We start from the raw sequence: 21,169 nt of genomic DNA on the forward strand, positions 1-21,169 counted from the left end.
GACCCTCCGTTCACCGTCGAACGTGTCGTGCAAGAACCTGATCGAGACCCGGCACACGTTGTGTGAATGCGCTTTCTGAATGCGCTTTCACGCTAGGATGTGGACAGCGTATGCAGATCGGACAGAACCGGTCAAGCGTCGAGCGCCGAACCGGAGGGCCTACCCTGATCGGTGCTCAAGGAACGAGCAGGGAGAGTCGCGAATGGACGATCGGCCGCACGTCACGCTCGAGGACGTCGCACGGGAGGCGCAGGTCTCCCTCGCCACCGCATCCCGCGCACTGAACGGCACCACGAAAGTGCGCTCCGACCTGCGGGAACGCGTGCTGGCAGCGGCCGAGCAGCTCGCCTACACGCCGAACGCGCACGCCCAGGCGCTCGCCGGCGGCGCCCACCGCACGGTCGGCGTCATCTGTCACGACGTCAGCGACCCCTACTTCGCCGGCATCTCCCGCGGCGTCATGCGCGCCGCCGACGAGGCGGGCCTGCTGGTGATGCTGGCCAGCACCTTCCGCGACCCGCAGCGCGAGATCGCCTACATCTCGATGCTCCGCGCCCAGCGTGCCTCGGCGATCCTGCTGGTCGGCTCGGGATTCGAGGACAGGGAGTGGGAGCGGGCACTCGCGGCCGAGATCGAGCCGTACCAGCGCGGCGGCGGCCAGGTCGCGGTCGTCAGCAGGCACCGCACGCTGCGTGTCGACAGCGTGCAGCCGGAGAACCGGGAAGGCGCGGCCCAGCTGGCCCGGACCCTCACGGCGCAGGGGCACCGACGGTTCGCCGTGCTCGCCGGACCGCGCGCCCTGACCACCGTGGTCGACCGGATCCGCGGCTTCCGGGAGGGTCTCGCGGAAGCGGGTGTCGAGCTCGCCGAGCACGACATCGTCGAGGCGGCGTTCACCCGCGACGGGGGACACGCCGCGATGTCCGAACTGCTCGCGCGAGGATTCGACGCGACCTGCGTGTTCGCGGTGACCGACGTGATGGCGATGGGTGCGCTGGCCGCGCTGCGCGAGGCGGGCCGGTCCGTACCCGAGGACATCTCGCTGGCCGGTTTCGACGACATTCCCGTGGTACGCGACCTCGCTCCGCCACTCACGACCGTCGCGCTGCCCCTCGAGGAGCTGGGCGAGAAGGTCATGGAGTTGGCGGTCCGGGACAACCGCGGCAAGCGCAGCCGCATCCTGCGCATGCCGGGCACGGTCGTGGTTCGCGAGAGCACCCGCCCGATCGACTGCGCCTGACGCGGCCGTCTTGTCGCGTGCGGCGACGGCGTTTATGGTGTGTGAAAACGCTTTCTACAAGCGCTTTCAGCAGGCATCACAGGGGATCGGACGTCCCGGACGAGCGGACGTCACAGGTCGGCGAGCGTCACCGCGACGGTCTCCGGCCCGGCGGTGACCACCACGGCACCGCCGGACTCGTCCACCGGGTGCCCGAGTCCGGAGCCTTCCGCGTCGAATCCGTGGCCAGGTCCGGCCACAAAGGAGTGATCATGAGCTCGTTGCTGCTTCCGTCGCGCGACCGCACGCTCGAACAGTGGTCCCCGTCCGGGACGCCGGTCCGCCCACCGGCCGCGGCGACCCCGCCGACCTCGCGGGTCGCCTACGCGGCCGCGCACGTCGTGGCCGACCCCTTCTCCCCCGACGACCCGACGCACGTCGTCGCCGTCGACTGGGAGACGACGCTCGCCTTCCGCGAGCACCTCTGGTCGTGCGGACTCGGGGTGGCCGAGGCGATGGACACCGCCCAGCGCGGGATGGGCCTCGACTGGCGGGCGACGCAGGAACTCATCCGCCGCACGGGCGCGGCCGCGCGCGCAGGCAACCGGCCGTGGGTCGCGGGGGTCGGCACCGACCAGTTGCCCGCCGGCCCGGCGACGACCGACGACATCGTCGGCGCGTGGCAGGAGCAGCTCGACCTGGTCGCGGGGGAAGGTGCCGTGCCGGTCGTCATGGCGAGCCGCGCCCTGGCCGCGGCGGCCGACGGGCCGGAGCTGTACCGCGACGCCTACGGCAAGCTGCTGTCCGCCGCGGACGGTCCCGTGCTGTTGCACTGGCTGGGCGAACCGTTCGATCCCGCGCTGGCCGGCTACTGGGGACACTCCGACGTGCGCGCCGCGGCCCGCGAACTCGCCGCGCTGTGCACCGAACACTCCTCCACCGTCGCGGGCGTGAAGGTGTCGGTGCTGGACGCCGACGTGGAGCGCGAGTTCCGGCGCGCACTGCCCGAGGGCGTCGCCTGCTACACCGGCGACGACTTCAACTATCCCGAGCTGATCGCCGGGGACGCCCAGGGACACAGCGAGGCACTGCTCGGCATCTTCGACCCGATCGCCCCGGTCGCGGGCGCGGCGCTGGCCGCACTCGACGACGGCGACCAGGCCCGCTTCCACGAGCTGCTGGCACCGACCGTGCCGCTCTCGCGCGAGATCTTCCGCGCCCCGACCCCGCACTACAAGGTCGGCGTCGTGTTCCTGGCCTACCTGAACGGCCACCAGGACCATTTCCGCATGGTCGGCGGCCTCGAATCGGCGCGTTCGATCACGCACCTGTCCGATGTGCTGCGGCTCGCCGACCGGGCCGGGCTCCTCGCCGACCCCGAACTCGCCGTCTCCCGGATGCGTTCGCTGCTCGCCGCCGCGGGGGTGCACGCATGAACCGGCTCAGCCTGAACCAGATCACCACGAAGCGCTGGTCCCTCCCCGAGGCCGTGCGCGGCTGCGCCGACCAGGGTGTCGAATGGATCGGCCTGTGGCGGGACAAGATCGCCGAGGTCGGTGCCGCCGAGACCGCGCGGCTGCTGGCCGAGCACGGCGTGCGCGCCTCGTCGGTGTGCCGCGGCGGGTTCTTCACGGGCGTGACGCCGGAGGGAGCCGCGGTGGACGGCGTCGGCATGACCCGCGAGGCGATCGACGAGACCGCGACCGTCGGCGCGGACGTGCTGGTGCTCGTCGTCGGCGGGATCGCGGGCGGTGACCTGCTCGCCTCCCGGCAGCGCGTCGCCGATGCGGTCGGCGAACTCGCCCCGTACGCCAGGGAGCGCGGCGTACGGCTCGCGCTCGAGCCGCTGCACCCCATGCAGTGCGCCGAACGCTCGGTGCTGTCGACGCTCGACCAGGCGCTGGAGATCGCCCAGGAACACCCGTCCGACGCGGTCGGCGTGATCGTCGACGAGTTCCACGTGTGGTGGGACCCCCGAGTCGAGGAGTCGATCGCGAAGGCCGCGGGGCGGATCGCCGGCTTCCACGTCTGTGACCAGCAGGTTCCCATCACCGACGGGCTGATGGCCCGGTCGCTGCCGGGCACCGGGCCGATCGACCACCGCAGGCTCCGGTCCTGCGTCGAGGCCGCGGGCTACGACGGGCCCGTCGAGGTCGAGGTGTTCGACGCCGACCTGTGGCAACAGCCGGGCGACGAGGTGCTGCGGCAGGTGATCACCGCCTACGAGGAACACGTGGCCCCACGGTGACGCCGTGACGTCACGGGGGTCCGGTGTGCCCCGCGGGGTACGCGTGCCGCGGCGGCCTGTCGTCGCGGCACGCGTACTCGGGCGAGCGGCTCCGCCGCCGTATCCGAACCCACGCGCCGACTTCGAGTTAGGTGGAAGTCGAGGCGTGGGTTCGGATACCGTGGCGGGGTGACCACCAGGCTCGCCGATCATCTCACGATCGGGCAGGTCGCTCAGCGCAGCGGCGTGCCGCACACCGCACTGCGGTTCTACGAGGACCGCGGACTCATCACGTCGCAGCGATCCAGCGGCAACCAACGACGGTACCCACGGTCGGTCCTGCGCCGCATCGCCTTCATCCGCGCCGCGCAACGGGTCGGGCTCAGTCTCGACGAGATCGGCTCCGCGCTCGACACCCTGCCCCACGACCACGCGCCGACGAAGGCCGACTGGGCACGGCTGTCCCGGGACTGGCGCGACGAGCTCGACGCCCGCATCGACGCCCTGCAGCGCCTCCGCGATCAGCTCACGGGCTGTGTCGGGTGCGGCTGCCTGTCCCTGAAAACCTGTGGCCTCCACAATGTCGACGACCGGCTCGCCCAGTTCGGCCCCGGAGCACCGTTGTTGAAACCCGCAGGCGAAGGCGGCATCGAGTAGGCCTCACCCCGCCGCGCATGTCCTGCACTCGGCGCCGCGGGTTCTGTGTCCGGCCCCTCCTCGCCGCACGGGGTGCGTGTCAGCGGGGTCATCCCACCGTGTCGGCCACGGCCAGCGGGACGAGTTGTTCCGCCTCCGTGAACGAGCCGTGGTGGCCCGTCAACGACGTCTCGCCGGGTTCTGCCGCTGCGCTGACGATGCCGTAGCGGTCCCGGGCAGCCGCGACGACGTCGCCGATCCGTGGCCGCACCCGGTCGTCGACGTGTGGTCCGAACCAGCCGTCGGCGACGGCCTGGTCCCGCGGCACGACCCAGGCACGCTCGCCGAGGGTCTCCCGCCAGGCCGCCAGCACGTCGTCGGCCGCGCCGGGCTCGGTGTACACGTGCCGGGCACGCACCTCCCCGCCGAGTGCGCGGACGCCGTCCCGCAGGGCCGGAGTCACGTCGACGTCCACGGTCTCCCCGATCCGCACCATGCCGTGGTCGGCGACGACGGCGAGGACGGCCCCCTGCGGCAGGCCTTCGACCACGGACTCCACCAGCCGGTCGACCTGGCGCAGCTGCATCCGCCACGCCACCGACCCCGGCCCGTACAGATGGCCGAGCATGTCGAGTTCGCTGTGATAGCCGTAGACGAACGCGCGCTCGGGCCGCAGCGCCTCGGTGACCCGCATCGCGAGGTCGCCCAGCGCGTGCACGCCGACGTACCGGCCGCCCCGCAGCACCGCCCGGGTCAGTGGTGAGCCGTCGAACTGCGCCGCCGAGACCACGCTCGTCGTCACACCCGCCGCGGCGGCGCGTTCGAACGTCGTCGCCAGCGGCTGCACGTCCCCGGCGGCGAGTTCCTCCGACAGGTCGGGCCCGCCGGGGTGCCGGCACCAGCGCAGCGCGTTCACCACACCCGTGCCCGGAACCTCGAAGCTGTACCCGGCCATGCCGTGCTCACCCGAGGTGCCACCTGTGCCGATCGCGGCCAAACCGGCCGCGGTGGTGGCCGGGTACCCGACCCGCAACGGCCTGCGGCACAGCTCTCGGAGCACCGGCGCGCAGTCGGCGTGCTCGTGGAGGAGGTCCCAGCCGAGGCCGTCGATGAGCAGGACGCACGCCCGTGACGCGTCCGGCAGCTCCGGGATCGACCGCTCGTAACCGGGTACTCCCGACGCGGCCAGCATGGTCGGCACGACGCGGGACAGGTGCGGATGATCCATACCGCCCAGCATCGCGGCCACCCCGGCCACCACGCCAGCGATAAACCGTCCGCCGTGCGCGTATCCGACTCCCCGGCCCGGCGGTGCTCAGCCGGGCGCCCGCGCGGGTACCTACCCGGAGCGCGGCCACGCCCGGCACGCACCCATAGGGGCGCGGCCGGGCGCGACGTCGCGAGACCGACGAGCCGCTACTCGTCGAAGTTGCGTTCGGCCAGCGCGGTGACGCGTGCGACCGCGTCCTCGGCCTGCGCCCCCGTGGCCGTCACGACGACCGTGTCGCCCTTGCGGGCGGTGAGGGACATCAGGGAGAACACGCTCTTGGCGTCCGCATCGGTGGCACCGAGCGACACCCGCACGTCCGCGTCCAGGTCGGCGATGCTCCGGGCCAGCAGTGCCGCGGGCCGGGCGTGCAGTCCGACCTCGTTGGCGAGGGTGATCTCCGCCCTCGCCCCGGCCGCACCGTCGGAGGCCGCCGCAGCACCGGAGTCCGCCGCAGCACCCGATGAGGCGGCAGCACCGGATCCCGCCGCGTCGGCCGTGTCGGCGACCTCGGGCCTGCCCGCCGCCGCGCGGGCCGCGTCGGCCACCGCGGACCGGTCGCCGCCACCCTGTGCCGACACCGCCGCCGCGATCGCGCCCTCGACCAACGGAGCGTCGACGATGACGGCCGCGTCCGGCTCCGGCAGTGATTCCACGGCCATCTCGGCAGTCATCTGCGCGCTGCCGAGGTCGTAGAGCACGACCGCGCCCGCGCCCGTGGCGGCCTCGGTCACCGCTGCGAGCACGGCCTCGAAATCGGTGCCGACGCCGCCGTCCGGCAGTCCGCCCGCGGGCGTGACCGTCACGTCGGGCGCCATCTGCGCGGCCACCTCGGCGACGCCGTCGGCCAGGCGGCCGCTGTGCGACACGACCACCAATCCGACCAGCTCCCCGCTCATCGGGCCGCCTCCGCGAACGCGCCCAGCACCAGCGCCGTCGATGTCGCACCGGGGTCGGCGTGGCCCACGCTGCGTTCGCCGAGGTACGACGCGCGTCCCTTCCTGGCGGTCAGCGGCACCGTCGAGTCGGCGCCCTCCTTCGCCGCGCCGGCCGCGGCCGCGAGCACGGCCGCCGGATCCCCGCCGTCGGCCTGGGCTCGTTCGGCCGCCTCGACCGCGGGGGCGAGGGCGTCGACCATCGTGGCGTCCCCGACCTCGGCCTTGCCGCGGGCGACCACCCCGTCCAGCGCGGCGCGCAATCCGGTTGCGACCGCGGCCGCGTCCAGTTCGGACGCATCGCCCAGCGTCGTCGCCGCACGCAGGAACGCGGTGCCGTACAGCGGCCCGGCGGCGCCGCCGACCTTCGAGATCAACGTCGTCGCCGCGACCTTCAGCACCGCACCGGGCGTCTCCGGCAGGCCGCCGTCCAACGCGGCGAGCACCGCGGCGAAGCCGCGGTCGAGGTTCTCCCCGTGGTCGGCATCGCCGATGGCGCGGTCCAGGTCGATCAGTTCGGCCTTGTGCTCGGCGACGGTCGCCCCGCCCGCGCGGAGCACCTCGGCCACTCGTTCGGCGTTGCAGCCCATCAGACCCCCCATCGCAGCGACGGCGTGTGCACCGGGGCGTCCCAGAGTTCCGTCAGTTCGTCGTCCATCCGCAGCAGCGTCAGGCTGATGCCCTGCATCTCCAGGCTCGTGATGTACGGTCCGACGAGCCTGCGCGTCACGCGGATGCCGCGGTCGGCCAGCAGCCGCTCGGCGATGCCGTGCGCCAGGTAGGTCTCCATCGGCGGGGTGCCGCCCATCGAGTTCGTGAACAGCAGTACGTCGTCGCCCTCGCCGAACGGCAGGTCGTCGACGACGGCCGCGACCATCCGCTCGACGAGCGCGTCGGCGGACTCGGCCGGGATGCGTTCGCGACCCGGTTCGCCGTGAATGCCGATGCCGAACTCGATCTCGTTGGCGCCGAGGTCGAAGCTCGGCTCACCGGCGTGCGGCACCGTCGGCGGCGAGAGCGCCACGCCGATCGACCGCACCTGCCCGACCACGCGGCGTGCCACCGTCTCCACGGCGTCCAGCCCGTCCCCGCGGGCGGCCGCGGCGCCGACGAGCTTCTCCAGCAGCACCGTGCCGCCGACGCCGCGCCTGCCCGCGGTGAACGTCGAGTCAGCGACGGCGACGTCGTCGTCGATCACCACGCTGCGCACGTCGAGGTCCTCCGCGGCGGCGAGCTCGGCGGCCGTCTCGAAGTTCAGCACGTCGCCGGTGTAGTTCTTCACGACCAGAAGCGCACCGGGCTGACCGGTCGTCGCCGAGATCGCCGCCTGCACCGCGTCCGGCGTCGGCGAGGTGAACACCGGACCGGGAACCGCGGCGTCGAGCATGCCCGCACCCACGAATCCGGTGTGCAACGGCTCGTGCCCGGAGCCCCCGCCGGAGATCACGGCCACCTTGTCGGTCACCGGCGCGTCGGCACGCACCACGTGGTCCGGGTCGTAGGCCACCCGCACCAGGTCCGCGTGCGCGGCTGCCAGTCCTCTGAGCGACTCGGCGACCACCGCCGCCGGATCGTTGATGATCTTCTTCACGACGTCCTACTTTCCCTGTCACCGTCGACTTCGCCCCCACGCACGCGGCGCGTGCTGGAGCAACGCTAACGACAGAAGCAGGCCGGGCGCCACGCGAGTTCTCCCGCGAGCGACGCCCGGCCTGCTTCGTCGATTCGTTCGTTCAGCCCTGCTCCGCCGAGGCGGACTCGTCGTCCTCCTCGTCCTCGGGTGCCGGCACCGTCAGCGGACGGAGCTTCACCCACAGCAGGAACAGCGCCGTGAACACGAGCATGCCGATGCCCGCGATCAGGTTGATGTTCATGCCGCCGGCCTTGGCGAGATCCTCATCGGAGACGAACCCGATGCCGAGGACGGTGATCACCGCTCCGTACACGCCGGTCAGCAGTGCGATGACCAGCCGGACGTCGAACGCACCGGTGGTGCGCTTGCGCGTGTCGCTGCCCATTGCCGCCTCCTAGAAGAAGATGTTCAGGACGATCGTGAGGACCAGGACGATGCCCGCCAGCAGGCCCGGGTTGCGGTACCAGCCCGCGTCCTCGCCCACCGTCGAGCGCCGCAGCTTCTCCTTCGGCGTCAGCGAGTAGACCAGGCCCACGAGCTGCGCCTCCGGCTTCGGCTTGGTCATCATGGTGACCACGACGCTGACCACGATGTCCACCACGAACGCCGCGCCGGCACCGATGAACGACGCACCCTGGCCGGGCAGGTCCCACACCCCGGTCTCGGCGAGCAGGAACACACCGATCGCCGCGCCCGTACCGGTGACGAGACCCGTCCAACCGGCGGTGGCCGTCATCCGCTTCCAGAACATACCGAGGATGAACGTCGCGAACAGCGGTGCGTTGAAGAACGAGAACAGCTGCTGCAGGTAGTCCATCAGGTTGCTGTAGGTGGAGGCGATGAACGCCGTGCCGATCGCGAGGATCGTGGCGCACGCCGTGACCACCCGGCCCGCCCGCAGGTAGTACCCGTCGGGCTTGTCCTTCTTGATGTAGGACTGCCAGATGTCGTACGTGAAGACGGTGTTGAAGGCGCTCAGGTTCGCCGCCATACCGGCCATGAACGAGGCCAGCAGACCGGCGATCGCGATGCCGAGCATGCCGTTCGGCAGCAGGTCGCGCATCAACAGCAGCAACGCGTCGTTGAAGGTCGCGCCACTGGGCGCGGGTTCGCCCGCCATCAGTGCGGCCTTGTTCTCGCCGGACAGCTCCGTGACGCTGACACCGGCGATCATGCCGGGGATGATCACGATGAACGGGACGAGCATCTTCGGGAACGCACCGATGATCGGCGTGCGCTGCGCGGCCGACATGCTCTTCGAGGCCATCGCGCGCTGCACCTCGACGAAGTTCGTCGTCCAGTAACCGAACGACAGCACGAAGCCGAGACCGAACACGAGCCCGAGGACCGACAGGAAGTTGTCGCCGAAGCCGGTGAGCTGGTTACCCGGCCAGGAGCTGAGCTGCTCCTCGCCGCCGGGGCCGCTGGCGACCTTGTCGACGAGGCCTTCCCAGCCGCCGACCTCGTGCAGGCCGACCAGCGTCAGCGGCAGCAGGGCCGCGACGATGACGAAGAACTGCAGCACCTCGTTGTAGATCGCCGCCGACAGTCCGCCGAGTGCGGTGTAGGCGAGCACGATGACCGCGGCGAGGATGATCGACAGCCACAGCGGCCAGCCCAGCAGCAGGTTGACGACGCTGGCCAGCAGGAACAGGTTCGCGCCAGCGATGAGGATCTGCGCCGCCGCGAAGCTGATGCCGTTCACCAGGTGCGCGGGTTTGCCGAATCGCCGGAGCATGAACTCCGGGACACTGCGCACCTTCGACCCGTAGTAGAACGGCATCATCACGATGGCGAGGAACAGCATCGCCGGGATCGCGCCGACCCAGAAGTAGTGCACGGTCGGCAGGCCGTATTGAGCACCGTTCGCCGACATGCCCATGACTTCAATCGCGCCCAGGTTGGCCGCGACGAACGCCAGGCCGGTCACCCACGCGGGCAACGACCTGCCGGAAAGGAAGAAGTCCAGGCTCGACGACACCTGTTTACGTGCCAGGTAACCGATACCCAGCACCAGGGCGAAGTAGAACGCGAGCAACACGTAGTCGATCGCGTTCGCGTCGAGCCGTAGATCCTGGGCTAGGACGGTCATCGGCCCACCTCCGGAATCAACAGTAGTCAACAGAAATGATCACAGATCAAGCTGCGCGCGAACATTACCGCACGCATATCCTCACCTGAATCCCACATGCTGAATCACGCACCGCCTCCGGTCACCTACGGACAGTGAGCGGGCAACGGTGCAAATCGGACGATCTCGCAGGTGTGCTCGTCGCGGGTGGCAGATGCGCGAGCCCGCGCCGTCGGCTACGCGCCGAACGATCGCAGCTGCGCACCTCCGGCGTCAGAAGAGACGGAACTCGTCCGGCTCGATGCCGCGGAGGGCGTCGTAGTCCAGCGTGACGCAGCGGATCCCGCGATCCTCGGCGAGCGTGCGCGCCTGAGGCCGGATCTGCTGGGCGGCGAACACACCCTGCACCGGCGCCAGGAGGGGATCACGATTCAACAACTCCAGGTACCGCGTCAGCTGTTCGACACCGTCGATCTCGCCGCGGCGTTTGATCTCCACCGCCACCGACGCCCCGGCCGCGTCGCGCGCGAGGATGTCGACCGGCCCGATCGCCGTCGGGTACTCGCGGCGCACGAGCGAGTAGCCGTCGCCGAGCGTGGTGATGTGTTCGGCCAGCAGCTCCTGCAGGTGCGCCTCGACGCCGTCCTTCTGCAACCCCGGCTCGGCACCGAGATCGTGGGAGACGTCCTCGATGATCTGGTCGATCGTGACGACCAGCTTCTCGCCTGCCTTGTTCTCGACGATCCACAGGTTGCCGTCCTCGATCAGCCAGCACGGTGGACTCATCCAGTTCAGCGGCTTGTAGGCGCGGTCGTCGGAGTGCACCGACACCGAACCGTCCGACTTGACCAGCAGCAGCCGGGTGGCCATGGGCAGGTGGGCGGTGAGACGGCCGGCGTAGTCGACCTGGCACCGGGCAATGACCAATCGCACCCGCCAGAGATTAGGGGACTTGCCATGGCACCCGACGACGGGCCCGACGATGGTTCGGTCACGTCGCCGGCGTGGACACCACTCGCGGAGCCGGACATGCGACTTTACGCCACCGACCGATATGACAATCCTGTATCGGTCCGCTCATTCGTCGGAGATCCATTCGGGCAGTCGCGGCGCGCACACGCCGCTCCCCCGTTAGTGTCTGGCGGATGCCGGCGCTGGTCACCGCCTGTCGCAGCAGGTGTGGCGAGCGAACGACCGACGAGAGGTGCAGATGAACGACATACCGACTGTGTGGGACTGGACGGGGAACCTGCTCGACGGTTTACGCATCACCCTGCTGGTCACGGTGCTCGGCACGCTCCTGATGATCGCGATCGCCATCGTGCTGGGACTGATGGCCCGCTCCCACCGGATCGCGGTACGGGGCGTCGCACGCGTGGTGATCGAGTTCTTCCGCGGAACGTCGCTGCCGATCCAGCTGTTCTTCCTGTTCTTCGGCCTGCCACTGCTGGGCATCCGGTTCGATCCGCTGGCCTGCGGCGTGATCGCGTTCGGGCTGAACTACGGCGCCTACGGTTCCGAAGTGGTTCGCGGTTCCATCAACGCGGTGCCGAAGCCGCAGTGGGAGGCCGCGACGGCATTGAACCTGTCGGCGTGGCAACGCATGACCCACGTGATCTGGCCACAGGCGATCCCTCTGATGATCCCGGCGATGAACAACCTGTTCATCCAGCTGCTGAAGAGCACGCCACTGCTGTATGCCATCTCGCTCGCCGACATCATGACGAAGGCGGAGGACTTCCGTAAGGCGGGCGGCGACGCCACGCTCATGTACCTGGCGCTGATGGTGATCTACTTCGTCATGGCCTACGCGGTGACGTTGCTGTCGAACATGGCCGAGGTGCTCGCCAAGACCCGGCTCGGTCAGCATGCCGGGCTGCGCAGCGTGTTCACCTTCCGCAAGCCGAAACCCGCGGAGGAGGCGAAGCTCGTGGACGCGAGCTCGGCGGCCGGCGGACCGGGAGGTGTCCGATGAACTTCGATCTGGACTACGCGGGCGAGATCCTGCCCGACCTGTTGATGGCCTTCGTCCAGTACACCTTGGTCGCCACGCTCCTCGGGATCGCGGTAGCGGCTGTACTGGGCCTGCTGTTCGCGGTGATTCGTCAGCTACGGATCCCGATACTGACACAGCTGCTGACGGCGTTCATCGAGTTCGTCCGCAGCACACCGCTGCTCGTGCAGCTGTTCTTCCTCTTCTACGCCTTGCCGGGCATGGGCGTCACACTCTCGCCCATGATGGCCGGGGTGACGGGACTCGGCGTCCATTACGCGTGCTATATGGCGGATGTCTACAGGTCCGGCATCGACGCCGTCCCGCGTGGACAGTGGGAAGCGAGCGTCGCCCTGCAACTCCCGCCCCTGGCGACCTGGCAGCGGGTCGTGCTTCCCCAGGCGATCCGCAACGTGCTGCCCTCGCTCGGCAACTACGCGATCGCGATGTTCAAGGAAACGCCGTTCCTGGCGTTCATCACGGTGCCGGAACTGCTCCACCAAGCACAGGAATCGGGCGCCAACACCTACGAGTACGTCGAGCCGTTCGCACTGGCGGGCCTCATCTTCCTCGCCGCGAGCTACCCGACGGCGCTGCTGCTGCGCCGCTTGGAACGCAGGCTGGAAGCGCGCTGACGTGATCCGGGGGCGTGAGCGCTCGGCCGCGCTCACGCCCCCGGATCACGGCTGCTCAGCCCTCCGTGGCACAGAGTTCCTCGGTGGTGGCCTTCCGCGCCTCCTCGGCAGGGAAACCCCACTTGTCCATCAACTTCTCGAACTCGGCGCTCTCCTTGAACTTCTGAAGCTCCTGGTTGTATTTACCGAAGAACTCCTTGTCACCGGGCCGGAACGCGGCGCCCGAACCCGTCGTCGGGAACGAGTCGAGCGGCTCGGTGATCTCGAAGTTGCCCCTCTGCTCCTTCAGCTTCTCGAGGGTCAGCGTCGGCAGGAGGATTCCGTCCACCCGGCCGTCCTTCATGCCCTGCAATGCGTCGGGCGCCAACGGGTAGGTCTGCAGCTTGGCCTCGTCGACTCCGAGCGACTTCGCCGTCTTCAGCTCGAAGCTGCCCTCCAGCACGGCGACCGTGGCGTCCTTGTTCTTCAGGTCGTCGAGCGTGTTCAGCCCCTTCGGGTTGCCGTTCAGCACGGCGAACGACTCCGTCGACACCAGTACCGGCGCCGAATACTGCACCTTCGCGCAGCGTGTCTTGTTCATGAACAGCCCGGCCGTCACCATGTCCCAGCGGTTCGCATTCAGCCCCGGGATCATCGAGTCGTAGGCGGCCTGCACACCCTTGATGTTGTCGATGCCCATCCGTTTCAACACGGCCTTCGCCACGTCGGGTTCGGCACCGGTGAGCTCACCGTTCTTCTCGAGCACGGTGTACGGCGGTTCGTTCGCGACCGCGAGGCGCAGCGCCTGACCCGCGTCCACCCGCTGCTGCAGACTCTGGCCGTCCTCGGACTGGCCCGTCTCGGGGTTGGTCGTCTGGCACGCACCGAGGAGCAAGCCGCCCCCGACGGCTGCGGCACCGGTCGCGGTGTACCGCAACATGGCCCGGCGGGAAAGGCGGTTCATCTTCGGTTCCGACACAATCTCTCCGTTCGAAAGACAACGGTTCATCGGACCCTAACCCAAACGAGTGGCTGAGGCAGAATCTTCGCCATGGAACAACTGAGCTCGCGGCAGGTGTACGCGAACAACTGGATGACGGTGCGTGAGGATGCGATCCGGCGCGACGACGGATCCCCAGGTCTGTACGGGGTCGTCGACAAACCCGACTACGCGCTCGTCATCCCGTACCGGGACGGCCGGTTCCATCTCGTCGAACAATTTCGTTACCCGCTCGGTATCCGGCGGTGGGAATTCCCGCAGGGCACGGCTCCCGATCGCGCCGACGTCGAACCGGCCGAGCTGGCCGCGCGCGAGCTCCGCGAGGAGACCGGGCTCGCGGCGAGCGAATTGGTCGAGATCGGGCGGCTCGACGTGGCTCCCGGCTTGTCCAGCCAGCGCGGCAGGGTCTTCGTCGCCACCGGACTCACACCCGGTGAGCCGCACCGCGAGCACGAGGAGCAGGACATGCGCGCGGCATGGTTCGAACGGGCGAAGTTCGAGGCGATGATCACGGCGGGCGAGATCACCGACGCACAGTCCGTCGCGGCGTACGCCCAGCTCCAGCTGTGGGAGAAGCGCGCCCCGACGTCCTGAGCAGCTCCTAGTCCGGCCAGTCCGGGGTCCGCTTCTCCAGGAACGCGGCCATTCCCTCTCGCGCGCCCGGCAACTGCGAGGCCGCCGCCATGACCTCGACCGCGATGCGGTACGCGTCGTCCTCGGGCCGGTCCAACTGCGAGTACAGCGTCTGCTTGCCCAGCGCCTTGGCCGCACGACTGCCGCGGGTCGCCCTGCCGAGCAGCTCGGCGACGGCCTCGTCGAGCTCCGCGTCCGGCACGACGCGATTGACCAGGCCCCAGTCCTGCGCGGTCACGGCGTCCACGACGTCGCCGGTCAGGGCCATCTCCATGAGGCGTTTGCGGCCGACCGTCCGTGCCACCGGCACGGCGGGCGTGTGGCAGAACCAGCCGCCCTTGCCACCCGGCAGTGCGAACCCGGCCGATTCGGCCGCCACGGCGAGGTCGCACGACGCGACGAGCTGACAGCCTGCGGCCGTCGCGAGCCCGTGCACCCGCGCGACGACGACCTGCGGCAGCGACTGCATCGTGTGCATCAGCTCGGTGCACACCTGCAGCAGCTCGCGCACGCCGACGAGGTCGCGCTCCGCGACATCGCCGAAGTCGTGTCCGGCCGAGAACACGGGCCCAGCCCCTGCCAACACGATCCCGGTGGCGTCCGACTCTCCGACCTCGGTGAACGCGGCGAGCAGTTCCCGGAGGTGCTCCTCGGTCAACGAGTTGCGCCTGCTCGCGCGGTTCATCGTGATCGTGACCGTCGCACCGTCGCGCTTGACGAGGATGTGCTGGTACTCACCCATGACGCGACCGTATCCCGCCTCACCGGCTCGGGGAAGCGGCGGCGCGACGACGAAACACAACTCCCTGTTCACCCGGCGCGACGCCCGAGCGCGTCGCCGCTCCGCGGGAGCGTCCGGCATCGGGCGCGTGGGCGTGGGGCGTGGTGCGCTACGACGCTTCCCTGTCGATGACGGCGTGCAGGAACTCCTTCGTACGTTCCTCGTCGGGATCGGTGAACAGCTTGTCCGGCGCCGCGTCCTCCACGATCTGGCCGGCGTCGAACATCATCACGCGATCGGAGACGTCCCGCGCGAACTGCATCTCGTGCGTGACGCACAGGAACGTGATGTCGGTGGTTCGGGCGATCTCACGCAGCACCGCCAGCACCCCCGCGACCAGTTCCGGGTCCAGCGCCGAGGTCACCTCGTCGAGCAGCAGGATCTCCGGCTCCATCGCCAGCGCCCGCGCGATCGCGACGCGCTGCTGCTGGCCGCCCGAGAGGCGCGAGGGATGCTCATCGACCTTGTCGGAGAGGCCCACCATGTCCAGCAGTTCCTTGCCGCGCTGCTCGGCTTCGTCGCGCGACTTGCCGAGCACCCTGATCGGCGCCTCGGTGATGTTCTGCAGCACCTTCATGTTCGGGAACAGGTTGAACTGCTGGAACACCATGCCGATGCGCTTGCGGACCTGGCGCAGGTGCCGCTCGTCGGCGGGGACGAGTTTGCCGCCGCGTTCCATGTGGCTGAGGTACTCGTCGCCGACCTGGATCGTGCCGCCGTTGATGCGCTCCAACGTCATCAACAGGCGCAGGATCGTCGTCTTCCCGGACCCGCTGGGCCCGATCAGCGAGACGAACTCGCCGGGGCTCACGGAGAAGCTCAGGTCGCGCAGCACGACGTTGTCGTCGAACTTCTTGACGACATCCTCGAACCTGATCATCACATCCGAGCCAAGACCGGTCGATGTCTCACTCTGGGGGCACAAAACGACGCTCCAACAGTCGGACGAGCAAGGGCATGGCGAGCAAAGCCGTAGGGTAACTCACACGCACGAACCGTCACGCTCATGACGGTGATCCGATCAACGTACTCGACGGCCCCGCCATGACCTACCGTGGAACGTCGTGACGTGGAGTGCCTACAGCAGCTATCTGGTTCTGACGATCCTGGTCGTGATCGCACCCGGCCCCGACACGGTCGTGACGCTCAAGAACGCGTTCGCGGGCGGACTCCGGGGCGGCATGACGGCCACCTTCGGCATCGCCGTCGGCAACCTCGTCCAGGGCACGCTCGTCGCACTCGGCCTGGGCACGCTCATCGTCCAGTCGCAGCCGGTGTTCACGACGATCCGCTGGGCAGGCGTCGTCTACCTCTGCTACCTGGGCATCCAGGCGCTGCGGTCGGCCTGGCGCGGTGACTACGCGGCCATGGACGCGCAGGGAGCCGACGTCGGCGCGTTCCGCCGGTGGCGCGAGGGTTTCATCTCCAACGTCACCAACCCCAAGGTGCTGGCGCTGTACCTGTCGGTGCTGCCGCAGTTCCTCGACCCCGTGACGAGCACGCCGCTGCACGCACTGCTGCTCGCGTACACCGTGGCCGTCCTCGGTGCGCTGTGGCTGGTGCTGCTCCTGCTGTTCGTGCACCGCGTCCGCGGCTGGCTGCAGCGACGCCGCGTACGCCGCGGGCTGGACGTCGCCACCGGCGGCACGCTCATCGGCTTCGGCGTGTCGCTCGCGGCGGGCGGCTGAGGCCGGACACGGATCGTCAGTCGGTTTCCGGGCCGGGGGTGCCGACCCGGTCGATGCGCGCACCCAGGCGGTTGAGATTCTCCACGAAGTGCGGGTAGCCGCGGTCGATGTGGAAGACGTCCCACACCTCGGTCACACCGTCGGCGCACAGTCCCGCGAGCACGAGGCCCGCACCCGCACGGATGTCGGACGCCCACACGGGCGCGCTCGACAGTGCCTCCACACCCCGGACGACCGCGTGATGGCCGTCCGTGCGCGCGTCCGCGCCGAGCCGCACCATCTCCTCGATGAAGCGGAACCGCGCCTCGTAGACGTTCTCCGTGATCATCGACGTGCCGTCGGACACCGACGACAGGGCCACCGCGAACGGCTGCAGATCGGTTGCGAAACCGGGGTACGGGAGGGTGACGAAGTCGACCGATTCCGGACGTTCGGGCTGCCGGACGCGAAAGCCCTTGCCGTCGTAGGTCGTCACCTCGGCGCCCGCCAGGCGCAGCTTCTCCAGCACCAGTTCGAGGTGGTGCGGGTCGACGCCCGTGACGGTGACGTCGCCGCGGGTCATGGCCGCGGCGAACGCCCAGGTCGCGCCGACGATGCGGTCACCGATGACCCGGTGTTCGGTCGGCTTGAGCTCGGCCACGCCCTCGACGGTGAGGGTCGACGTGCCGACCCCCGAGATCTTCGCGCCCATCTCGCCCAGCATCGCCGCGATGTCGGCGATCTCCGGCTCCCGCGCGGCGTTGTCGATCACCGTCGTGCCCTCGGCGAGGACGGCGGCCATGAGGATGTTCTCGGTGGCGCCGACGCTCGGGAAGTCGAGCCAGATCTGCGCCCCGTGCAGCCCGTCGGCCTCGGCGACGACACAGCCGTGTTCGATGGCGCTCGTCGCGCCGAGCTTGCGCAACCCGTTCTGGTGCATGTCCAGTGGCCGCGAGCCGATCGCGTCGCCACCGGGCAGGGCCACGACGGCCTTCTTCAGCTTGCCGACCAGCGGGCCCAGCACACACACCGACGCGCGCAGCTTGCTCATGGCGCTCGACGACGCCTCGTGCGACAGCTCCGCCGGCGTGGTGATCCGCACCACATCGTCGTCGATCTCGACGTGGCAGCCGACGCTGCGCAGCACATCGGCCATCAGCGGGACGTCGAGGATCCGGGGGCAGTTCGTGATCGTCGTGGTGCCCTCGGCGAGCAACGCCGCCGCCATCAGCTTCAGCACGCTGTTCTTGGCCCCGACGACCTCGACCTCGCCGGTGAGGCGCGCCCCGCCATGTACGTCGAAGTGCTCGCTCATGCGGACATCTTGCCCGTCCGATCCGCGCACTCTACGCAGGGGCATGCTTACGGCAAGGGTGGTCACAATTCGGCCACGGCCGAAACGCACGATCTCCGTCCGACGATGTCCGCGCCGCCGGGACCTGACGTAGCCTCGTCGCATGTCTGTCCGGATCAACCGCGTGTACACCAAGGTCGGCGACAGCGGCACCACCGCTCTCGGCGACGGATCGCGGGTCGCCAAGACCGACCCCCGCCTCGGCGCGTACGCTGACGTCGACGAGACGAACTCCGTCATCGGTGTCGCGATCGCCCTCGGCGACCTGTCCGACGAGATCGCCGACGTGCTCCGGGGCGTGCAGAACGACCTGTTCGACGTCGGCGCGGACCTGTGCTCGCCCATCGTGGCCGACCCCGAGTACCCGCCGTTGCGCGTCACCGAGCCCTACATCGAGCGGCTCGAAGGCTGGTGCGACGCGTTCAACGAGCGGCTCGGCAAGCTGACATCGTTCATCCTGCCCGGCGGCACCGCGGGCGCGGCCCTGCTGCACCAGGCACGCACCGTCGCCCGGCGCGCGGAGCGGTCGGCGTGGGAGCTCGCGGAGGCGGACCCGGACCGCACCAACACCCTCGCCGTGAAGTATCTGAACCGCCTGTCGGACCTGCTGTTCATCCTCGCCCGGTTGGCCAACCCGGACGGTGACGTCCTGTGGCAACCCGGCGGCGGCCGCTGAGCACTGCCGCGAACATGTCGAAGCCCCCTGCCGTCGGCAGGGGGCTTCGACATCACGGTGGGACGGGCTCGGTCAGGAGGCGCGGCGCATGCGCCTGCCGGGAGGTGCCGATTCGAGCCAGGACAGGAATCCGGTGAGCGCGTCCGGCCCCATCGCCACCTCGATGGGTTCGCCGCGCGCCGGTTGGCAGCGCAGCACGGTCGAACCGGACGGCACGGCGTACGACTCGGTGCCGATGGGCTCACGGCGATCCGCGATTTCGAGACCGTCCCTGCCGAGCACGCGGTCCGGGCCGGAACGGAGGCTCCACACGCGGTACCAGAGGAACTTCTCACCGTGGTAGCGGGCGATCCCCAGGTGCCAGCCGGAACGTTCGCGATCCGGGTCCCAGCGCAGCGCCACGCTCACGCCGCCGCGGCGGCGCATCGCGACCCAGCGCAGGCCGTACCAGCTCGCGAAGACGAGCAGCACCAGCAGGAGGGCGAAGACCACGATCGCTGCGTCCACGGCCACCCGCCTCTGCTGGTCTCGCCTGTCAGACCGTCTGGCCGGCTGCGCGGAGTTTCGCGGTCGCTCTCTCGCGCTCGACCTCGTCGGCGTCGGTGAGCGCGGCACGCGCGGCGGCGACGTCGACCTCCTCGCCCAGCTCCGCGGATTCGGCGAGCACGCTGACGCGCTCGGCGGTCACCGAGAGGAAGCCGCCGTGTACCGCGGCCGTGACGGTGTCACCGGCCGTCGTCGTCACCTTGACCACGCCGCCTTCGACCAGCTGGCCGAGCATCGGTTCGTGGCTCGGCATGATGCCGATCTCGCCTTCGGTGGTCTGCGCGACGACGAACGAGGCCTGGCCGGACCACAGCCGCCGTTCGACGGCGACCAACTCGACGGACATCTCAGCCACGTGGGGTCTCCTTCTCCATCAGCGCTGGCGCCAGTGTAACCGCCACGCTGTCCTTGGCAGGGGGTGAGTACGGCAGTGACGGGACCGGGAGGCCCGGTCCCGTCACTGCCGCATGTGTCACTCGAGTTCAGCCGGTCACTTGCCGGTGAGCTCGTGGTACTTCTTCTCGAGGTCCTCGAGGCCACCGATACCCAGGAACGCCTGCTCCGGGTAGTGGTCGAACTCGCCCTGCGCGATCTTGTCGAACGCCTCGACGGTCTCGGTCACAGGCACGGTCGAACCGGGCTGCCCCGTGAAGACCTCGGCCACGAGCATGTTCTGCGAGAGGAAGCGCTCGATGCGGCGGGCCCGCTGCACCGTGAGCTTGTCCTCTTCGGACAGCTCGTCCATACCGAGGATCGCGATGATGTCCTGCAGCTCCTTGTACTTCTGCAGGATCCGGATGACCTCGGAGGCCACGCGGTAGTGGTCCTCACCGACGATCGCCGGGTCGAGGATCGTGGAGCTCGACGCCAGCGGGTCCACCGCCGGGAAGATGCCCTTCTGGAACACGCCACGCGACAGCTCGGTCGTGGCGTCGAGGTGGGCGAACGTGGCCGCCGGTGCCGGGTCGGTGTAGTCGTCCGCCGGCACGTAGACCGCCTGCATCGAGGTGATCGAACGGCCCTTGGTCGAGGTGATCCGCTCCTGCAGCACACCCATCTCGTCGGCCAGCGTGGGCTGGTAACCCACGGCCGAGGGCATCCGGCCCAGCAGCGTCGAGACCTCCTGGCCCGCCTGCGTGAACCGGAAGATGTTGTCGATGAACAGCAGCACGTCCTGGTTCTGGACGTCGCGGAAGTACTCGGCCATCGTCAGCGCGGACAGCGCGACCCGCATACGGGTGCCCGGCGGCTCGTCCATCTGACCGAACACGAGGGCCGTGTTGTCGATGGTGCCGTCCTCGCTCAGCTCGAGGAACATGTCGGTGCCCTCACGCGTGCGCTCGCCGACACCGGCGAACACCGAGCTACCACCGAAGTTCTTGGCGATACGGGTGATCATCTCCTTGATCAGCACCGTCTTGCCGACGCCGGCACCGCCGAACAGGCCGATCTTGCCACCCTGCACGTACGGGGTGAGCAGGTCGATGACCTTCAGGCCCGTCTGCAGCACCTGCGTACGGCCTTCGAGCTGGTCGAACGCAGGCGGGTTGCGGTGGATGGTCCAGTGCTCCATGTCCGAGCCGTAGCCCGGCTCGTCGAGGCACTCACCGAGCGCGTTGTAGACGTGGCCCTTGACCTTGTCGCCGACCGGCACGGAGATCGCCGCACCGGTGTCGGTGACCTCGGCACCGCGGACGAGGCCGTCCTGCGGGGCCAGCGAGATCGCACGGACCAGGTTGTCGCCCAGGTGCTGTGCGACCTCGAGCGTCACCGTCTTGCTGAGCGCGGCGAACTCGATGTCGACCTTGAGCGCGTTGTTGAGCTCGGGGATGTGGCCGCGCGGGAATTCCACGTCGACGACCGGACCGGTCACCGAGACGATGCGCCCCTTGACGGCAGCTTCAGTGCTAGTCATAG

The 21,169-nt window shown here is 69.5% G+C and carries 24 protein-coding genes; 9 read left to right on the forward strand and 15 right to left on the reverse strand.

Annotation, left to right across the window (positions count from 1 at the left end; translation table 11 throughout):
- Positions 1-202: 202 nt before the first annotated feature.
- Positions 203-1,240 (forward strand): LacI family DNA-binding transcriptional regulator, encoded by a 1,038-nt coding sequence (locus LY13_RS14170; protein WP_253828892.1) that lies wholly within the window; start codon positions 203-205, stop codon positions 1,238-1,240.
- Positions 1,241-1,350: 110 nt separating this feature from the next.
- Here the strand turns inward: LY13_RS14170 and LY13_RS25680 are convergent, their stop codons facing one another.
- Positions 1,351-1,479, reverse strand: coding sequence for a hypothetical protein (locus LY13_RS25680; RefSeq protein WP_301298950.1), 129 nt, complete (start codon positions 1,477-1,479; stop codon positions 1,351-1,353).
- 12 nt (positions 1,480-1,491) lie between these two features.
- Here LY13_RS25680 and LY13_RS14175 point away from each other — a divergent pair, with 12 nt between their 5' ends.
- The 3 genes from LY13_RS14175 to soxR all read left to right on the forward strand — a co-directional run bounded on the left by LY13_RS14175 (position 1,492) and on the right by soxR (position 4,103).
- On the forward strand, positions 1,492-2,655 hold the full coding sequence (locus tag LY13_RS14175) for a DUF993 family protein (protein ID WP_253828893.1): 1,164 nt from the start codon (positions 1,492-1,494) through the stop codon (positions 2,653-2,655).
- On the forward strand, positions 2,652-3,467 hold the full coding sequence (locus LY13_RS14180; RefSeq protein WP_253828894.1) for a sugar phosphate isomerase/epimerase family protein: 816 nt from the start codon (positions 2,652-2,654) through the stop codon (positions 3,465-3,467). Before LY13_RS14175 ends, LY13_RS14180 begins: the two co-directional genes overlap by 4 nt.
- Positions 3,468-3,635: 168 nt before the next feature.
- Positions 3,636-4,103 (forward strand): redox-sensitive transcriptional activator SoxR, encoded by a 468-nt coding sequence (gene soxR / locus LY13_RS14185; RefSeq protein ID WP_253828895.1) that lies wholly within the window; start codon positions 3,636-3,638, stop codon positions 4,101-4,103.
- Between the two features lie 88 nt (positions 4,104-4,191).
- Here soxR and LY13_RS14190 read toward each other — a convergent pair whose 3' ends face one another.
- The 7 genes from LY13_RS14190 to nucS all read right to left on the reverse strand — a co-directional run bounded on the left by LY13_RS14190 (position 4,192) and on the right by nucS (position 10,921).
- On the reverse strand, positions 4,192-5,322 hold the full coding sequence (locus LY13_RS14190) for an alkaline phosphatase family protein (protein WP_253828896.1): 1,131 nt from the start codon (positions 5,320-5,322) through the stop codon (positions 4,192-4,194).
- A 176-nt stretch (positions 5,323-5,498) separates the two neighbouring features.
- Positions 5,499-6,248, reverse strand: coding sequence for a dihydroxyacetone kinase phosphoryl donor subunit DhaM (gene dhaM / locus LY13_RS14195; RefSeq protein WP_253828897.1), 750 nt, complete (start codon positions 6,246-6,248; stop codon positions 5,499-5,501).
- A complete protein-coding gene (gene dhaL / locus LY13_RS14200) occupies positions 6,245-6,874 on the reverse strand; it encodes a dihydroxyacetone kinase subunit DhaL (protein ID WP_253828940.1) in 630 nt (209 codons plus the stop codon). Before dhaL ends, dhaM begins: the two co-directional genes overlap by 4 nt.
- Positions 6,874-7,875, reverse strand: coding sequence for a dihydroxyacetone kinase subunit DhaK (gene dhaK / locus LY13_RS14205; RefSeq protein WP_253828898.1), 1,002 nt, complete (start codon positions 7,873-7,875; stop codon positions 6,874-6,876). The genes dhaL and dhaK overlap by 1 nt, the downstream gene beginning before the upstream one ends.
- Before the next feature lie 142 nt (positions 7,876-8,017).
- The gene (locus tag LY13_RS14210; protein ID WP_253828899.1) at positions 8,018-8,302 is read right to left on the reverse strand and encodes a hypothetical protein; all 285 of its coding nucleotides are present in this window, start codon (positions 8,300-8,302) and stop codon (positions 8,018-8,020) included.
- A gap of 9 nt (positions 8,303-8,311) precedes the next feature.
- The gene (locus LY13_RS14215; RefSeq protein WP_253828900.1) at positions 8,312-10,009 is read right to left on the reverse strand and encodes a sodium:solute symporter family protein; all 1,698 of its coding nucleotides are present in this window, start codon (positions 10,007-10,009) and stop codon (positions 8,312-8,314) included.
- Positions 10,010-10,261: 252 nt separating this feature from the next.
- Positions 10,262-10,921, reverse strand: a complete 660-nt coding sequence (gene nucS, locus LY13_RS14220) for an endonuclease NucS (RefSeq protein ID WP_253828901.1) — start codon at positions 10,919-10,921, stop codon at positions 10,262-10,264.
- 277 nt (positions 10,922-11,198) lie between these two features.
- On the opposite strand from nucS, the gene LY13_RS14225 reads away from it, so the two are divergent.
- Positions 11,199-11,963 (forward strand): amino acid ABC transporter permease, encoded by a 765-nt coding sequence (locus LY13_RS14225; protein WP_253828902.1) that lies wholly within the window; start codon positions 11,199-11,201, stop codon positions 11,961-11,963.
- Positions 11,960-12,616, forward strand: coding sequence for an ectoine/hydroxyectoine ABC transporter permease subunit EhuD (ehuD, locus tag LY13_RS14230; protein ID WP_253828903.1), 657 nt, complete (start codon positions 11,960-11,962; stop codon positions 12,614-12,616). Before LY13_RS14225 ends, ehuD begins: the two co-directional genes overlap by 4 nt.
- Positions 12,617-12,671: 55 nt before the next feature.
- Here the strand turns inward: ehuD and ehuB are convergent, their stop codons facing one another.
- Complete coding sequence (gene ehuB / locus LY13_RS14235) at positions 12,672-13,574, reverse strand: ectoine/hydroxyectoine ABC transporter substrate-binding protein EhuB (RefSeq protein WP_253828904.1); 903 nt, start codon at positions 13,572-13,574, stop codon at positions 12,672-12,674.
- Between the two features lie 72 nt (positions 13,575-13,646).
- Between ehuB and LY13_RS14240 the strand changes: the two genes are divergently transcribed.
- On the forward strand, positions 13,647-14,189 hold the full coding sequence (locus tag LY13_RS14240) for an NUDIX domain-containing protein (protein ID WP_253828905.1): 543 nt from the start codon (positions 13,647-13,649) through the stop codon (positions 14,187-14,189).
- Positions 14,190-14,196: 7 nt separating this feature from the next.
- On the opposite strand, the gene LY13_RS14245 is transcribed toward LY13_RS14240, so the two are convergent.
- Both LY13_RS14245 and ehuA read right to left on the reverse strand, forming a co-directional pair.
- A complete protein-coding gene (locus tag LY13_RS14245; RefSeq protein ID WP_253828906.1) occupies positions 14,197-14,970 on the reverse strand; it encodes an enoyl-CoA hydratase-related protein in 774 nt (257 codons plus the stop codon).
- 148 nt (positions 14,971-15,118) lie between these two features.
- Positions 15,119-15,889: an ectoine/hydroxyectoine ABC transporter ATP-binding protein EhuA gene (ehuA, locus tag LY13_RS14250; protein WP_253828907.1), complete on the reverse strand. Its 771-nt coding sequence runs from the start codon at positions 15,887-15,889 to the stop codon at positions 15,119-15,121.
- Positions 15,890-16,073: 184 nt separating this feature from the next.
- Between ehuA and LY13_RS14255 the strand changes: the two genes are divergently transcribed.
- Positions 16,074-16,697 carry a LysE family translocator gene (locus LY13_RS14255; RefSeq protein WP_253828908.1) on the forward strand — a complete coding sequence of 208 codons (624 nt, stop codon included), beginning with the start codon at positions 16,074-16,076 and terminating at the stop codon, positions 16,695-16,697.
- A gap of 16 nt (positions 16,698-16,713) precedes the next feature.
- Here the strand turns inward: LY13_RS14255 and murA are convergent, their stop codons facing one another.
- Positions 16,714-17,991 carry a UDP-N-acetylglucosamine 1-carboxyvinyltransferase gene (gene murA, locus LY13_RS14260; protein WP_253828909.1) on the reverse strand — a complete coding sequence of 426 codons (1,278 nt, stop codon included), beginning with the start codon at positions 17,989-17,991 and terminating at the stop codon, positions 16,714-16,716.
- Between the two features lie 142 nt (positions 17,992-18,133).
- Between murA and LY13_RS14265 the strand changes: the two genes are divergently transcribed.
- Positions 18,134-18,706, forward strand: a complete 573-nt coding sequence (locus LY13_RS14265; RefSeq protein ID WP_253828910.1) for a cob(I)yrinic acid a,c-diamide adenosyltransferase — start codon at positions 18,134-18,136, stop codon at positions 18,704-18,706.
- A gap of 72 nt (positions 18,707-18,778) precedes the next feature.
- On the opposite strand, the gene LY13_RS14270 is transcribed toward LY13_RS14265, so the two are convergent.
- The 3 genes from LY13_RS14270 to atpD all read right to left on the reverse strand — a co-directional run bounded on the left by LY13_RS14270 (position 18,779) and on the right by atpD (position 21,167).
- The gene (locus LY13_RS14270; protein WP_253828911.1) at positions 18,779-19,213 is read right to left on the reverse strand and encodes a DUF2550 domain-containing protein; all 435 of its coding nucleotides are present in this window, start codon (positions 19,211-19,213) and stop codon (positions 18,779-18,781) included.
- Positions 19,214-19,241: 28 nt separating this feature from the next.
- Positions 19,242-19,607, reverse strand: coding sequence for a F0F1 ATP synthase subunit epsilon (locus LY13_RS14275; protein WP_183656760.1), 366 nt, complete (start codon positions 19,605-19,607; stop codon positions 19,242-19,244).
- A gap of 135 nt (positions 19,608-19,742) precedes the next feature.
- Positions 19,743-21,167, reverse strand: a complete 1,425-nt coding sequence (atpD, locus tag LY13_RS14280; RefSeq protein WP_253828912.1) for a F0F1 ATP synthase subunit beta — start codon at positions 21,165-21,167, stop codon at positions 19,743-19,745.
- Positions 21,168-21,169 lie beyond the last annotated feature (2 nt).

This window comes from Prauserella aidingensis, from assembly GCF_024171865.1.
Classification (GTDB): domain Bacteria; phylum Actinomycetota; class Actinomycetes; order Mycobacteriales; family Pseudonocardiaceae; genus Prauserella; species Prauserella aidingensis.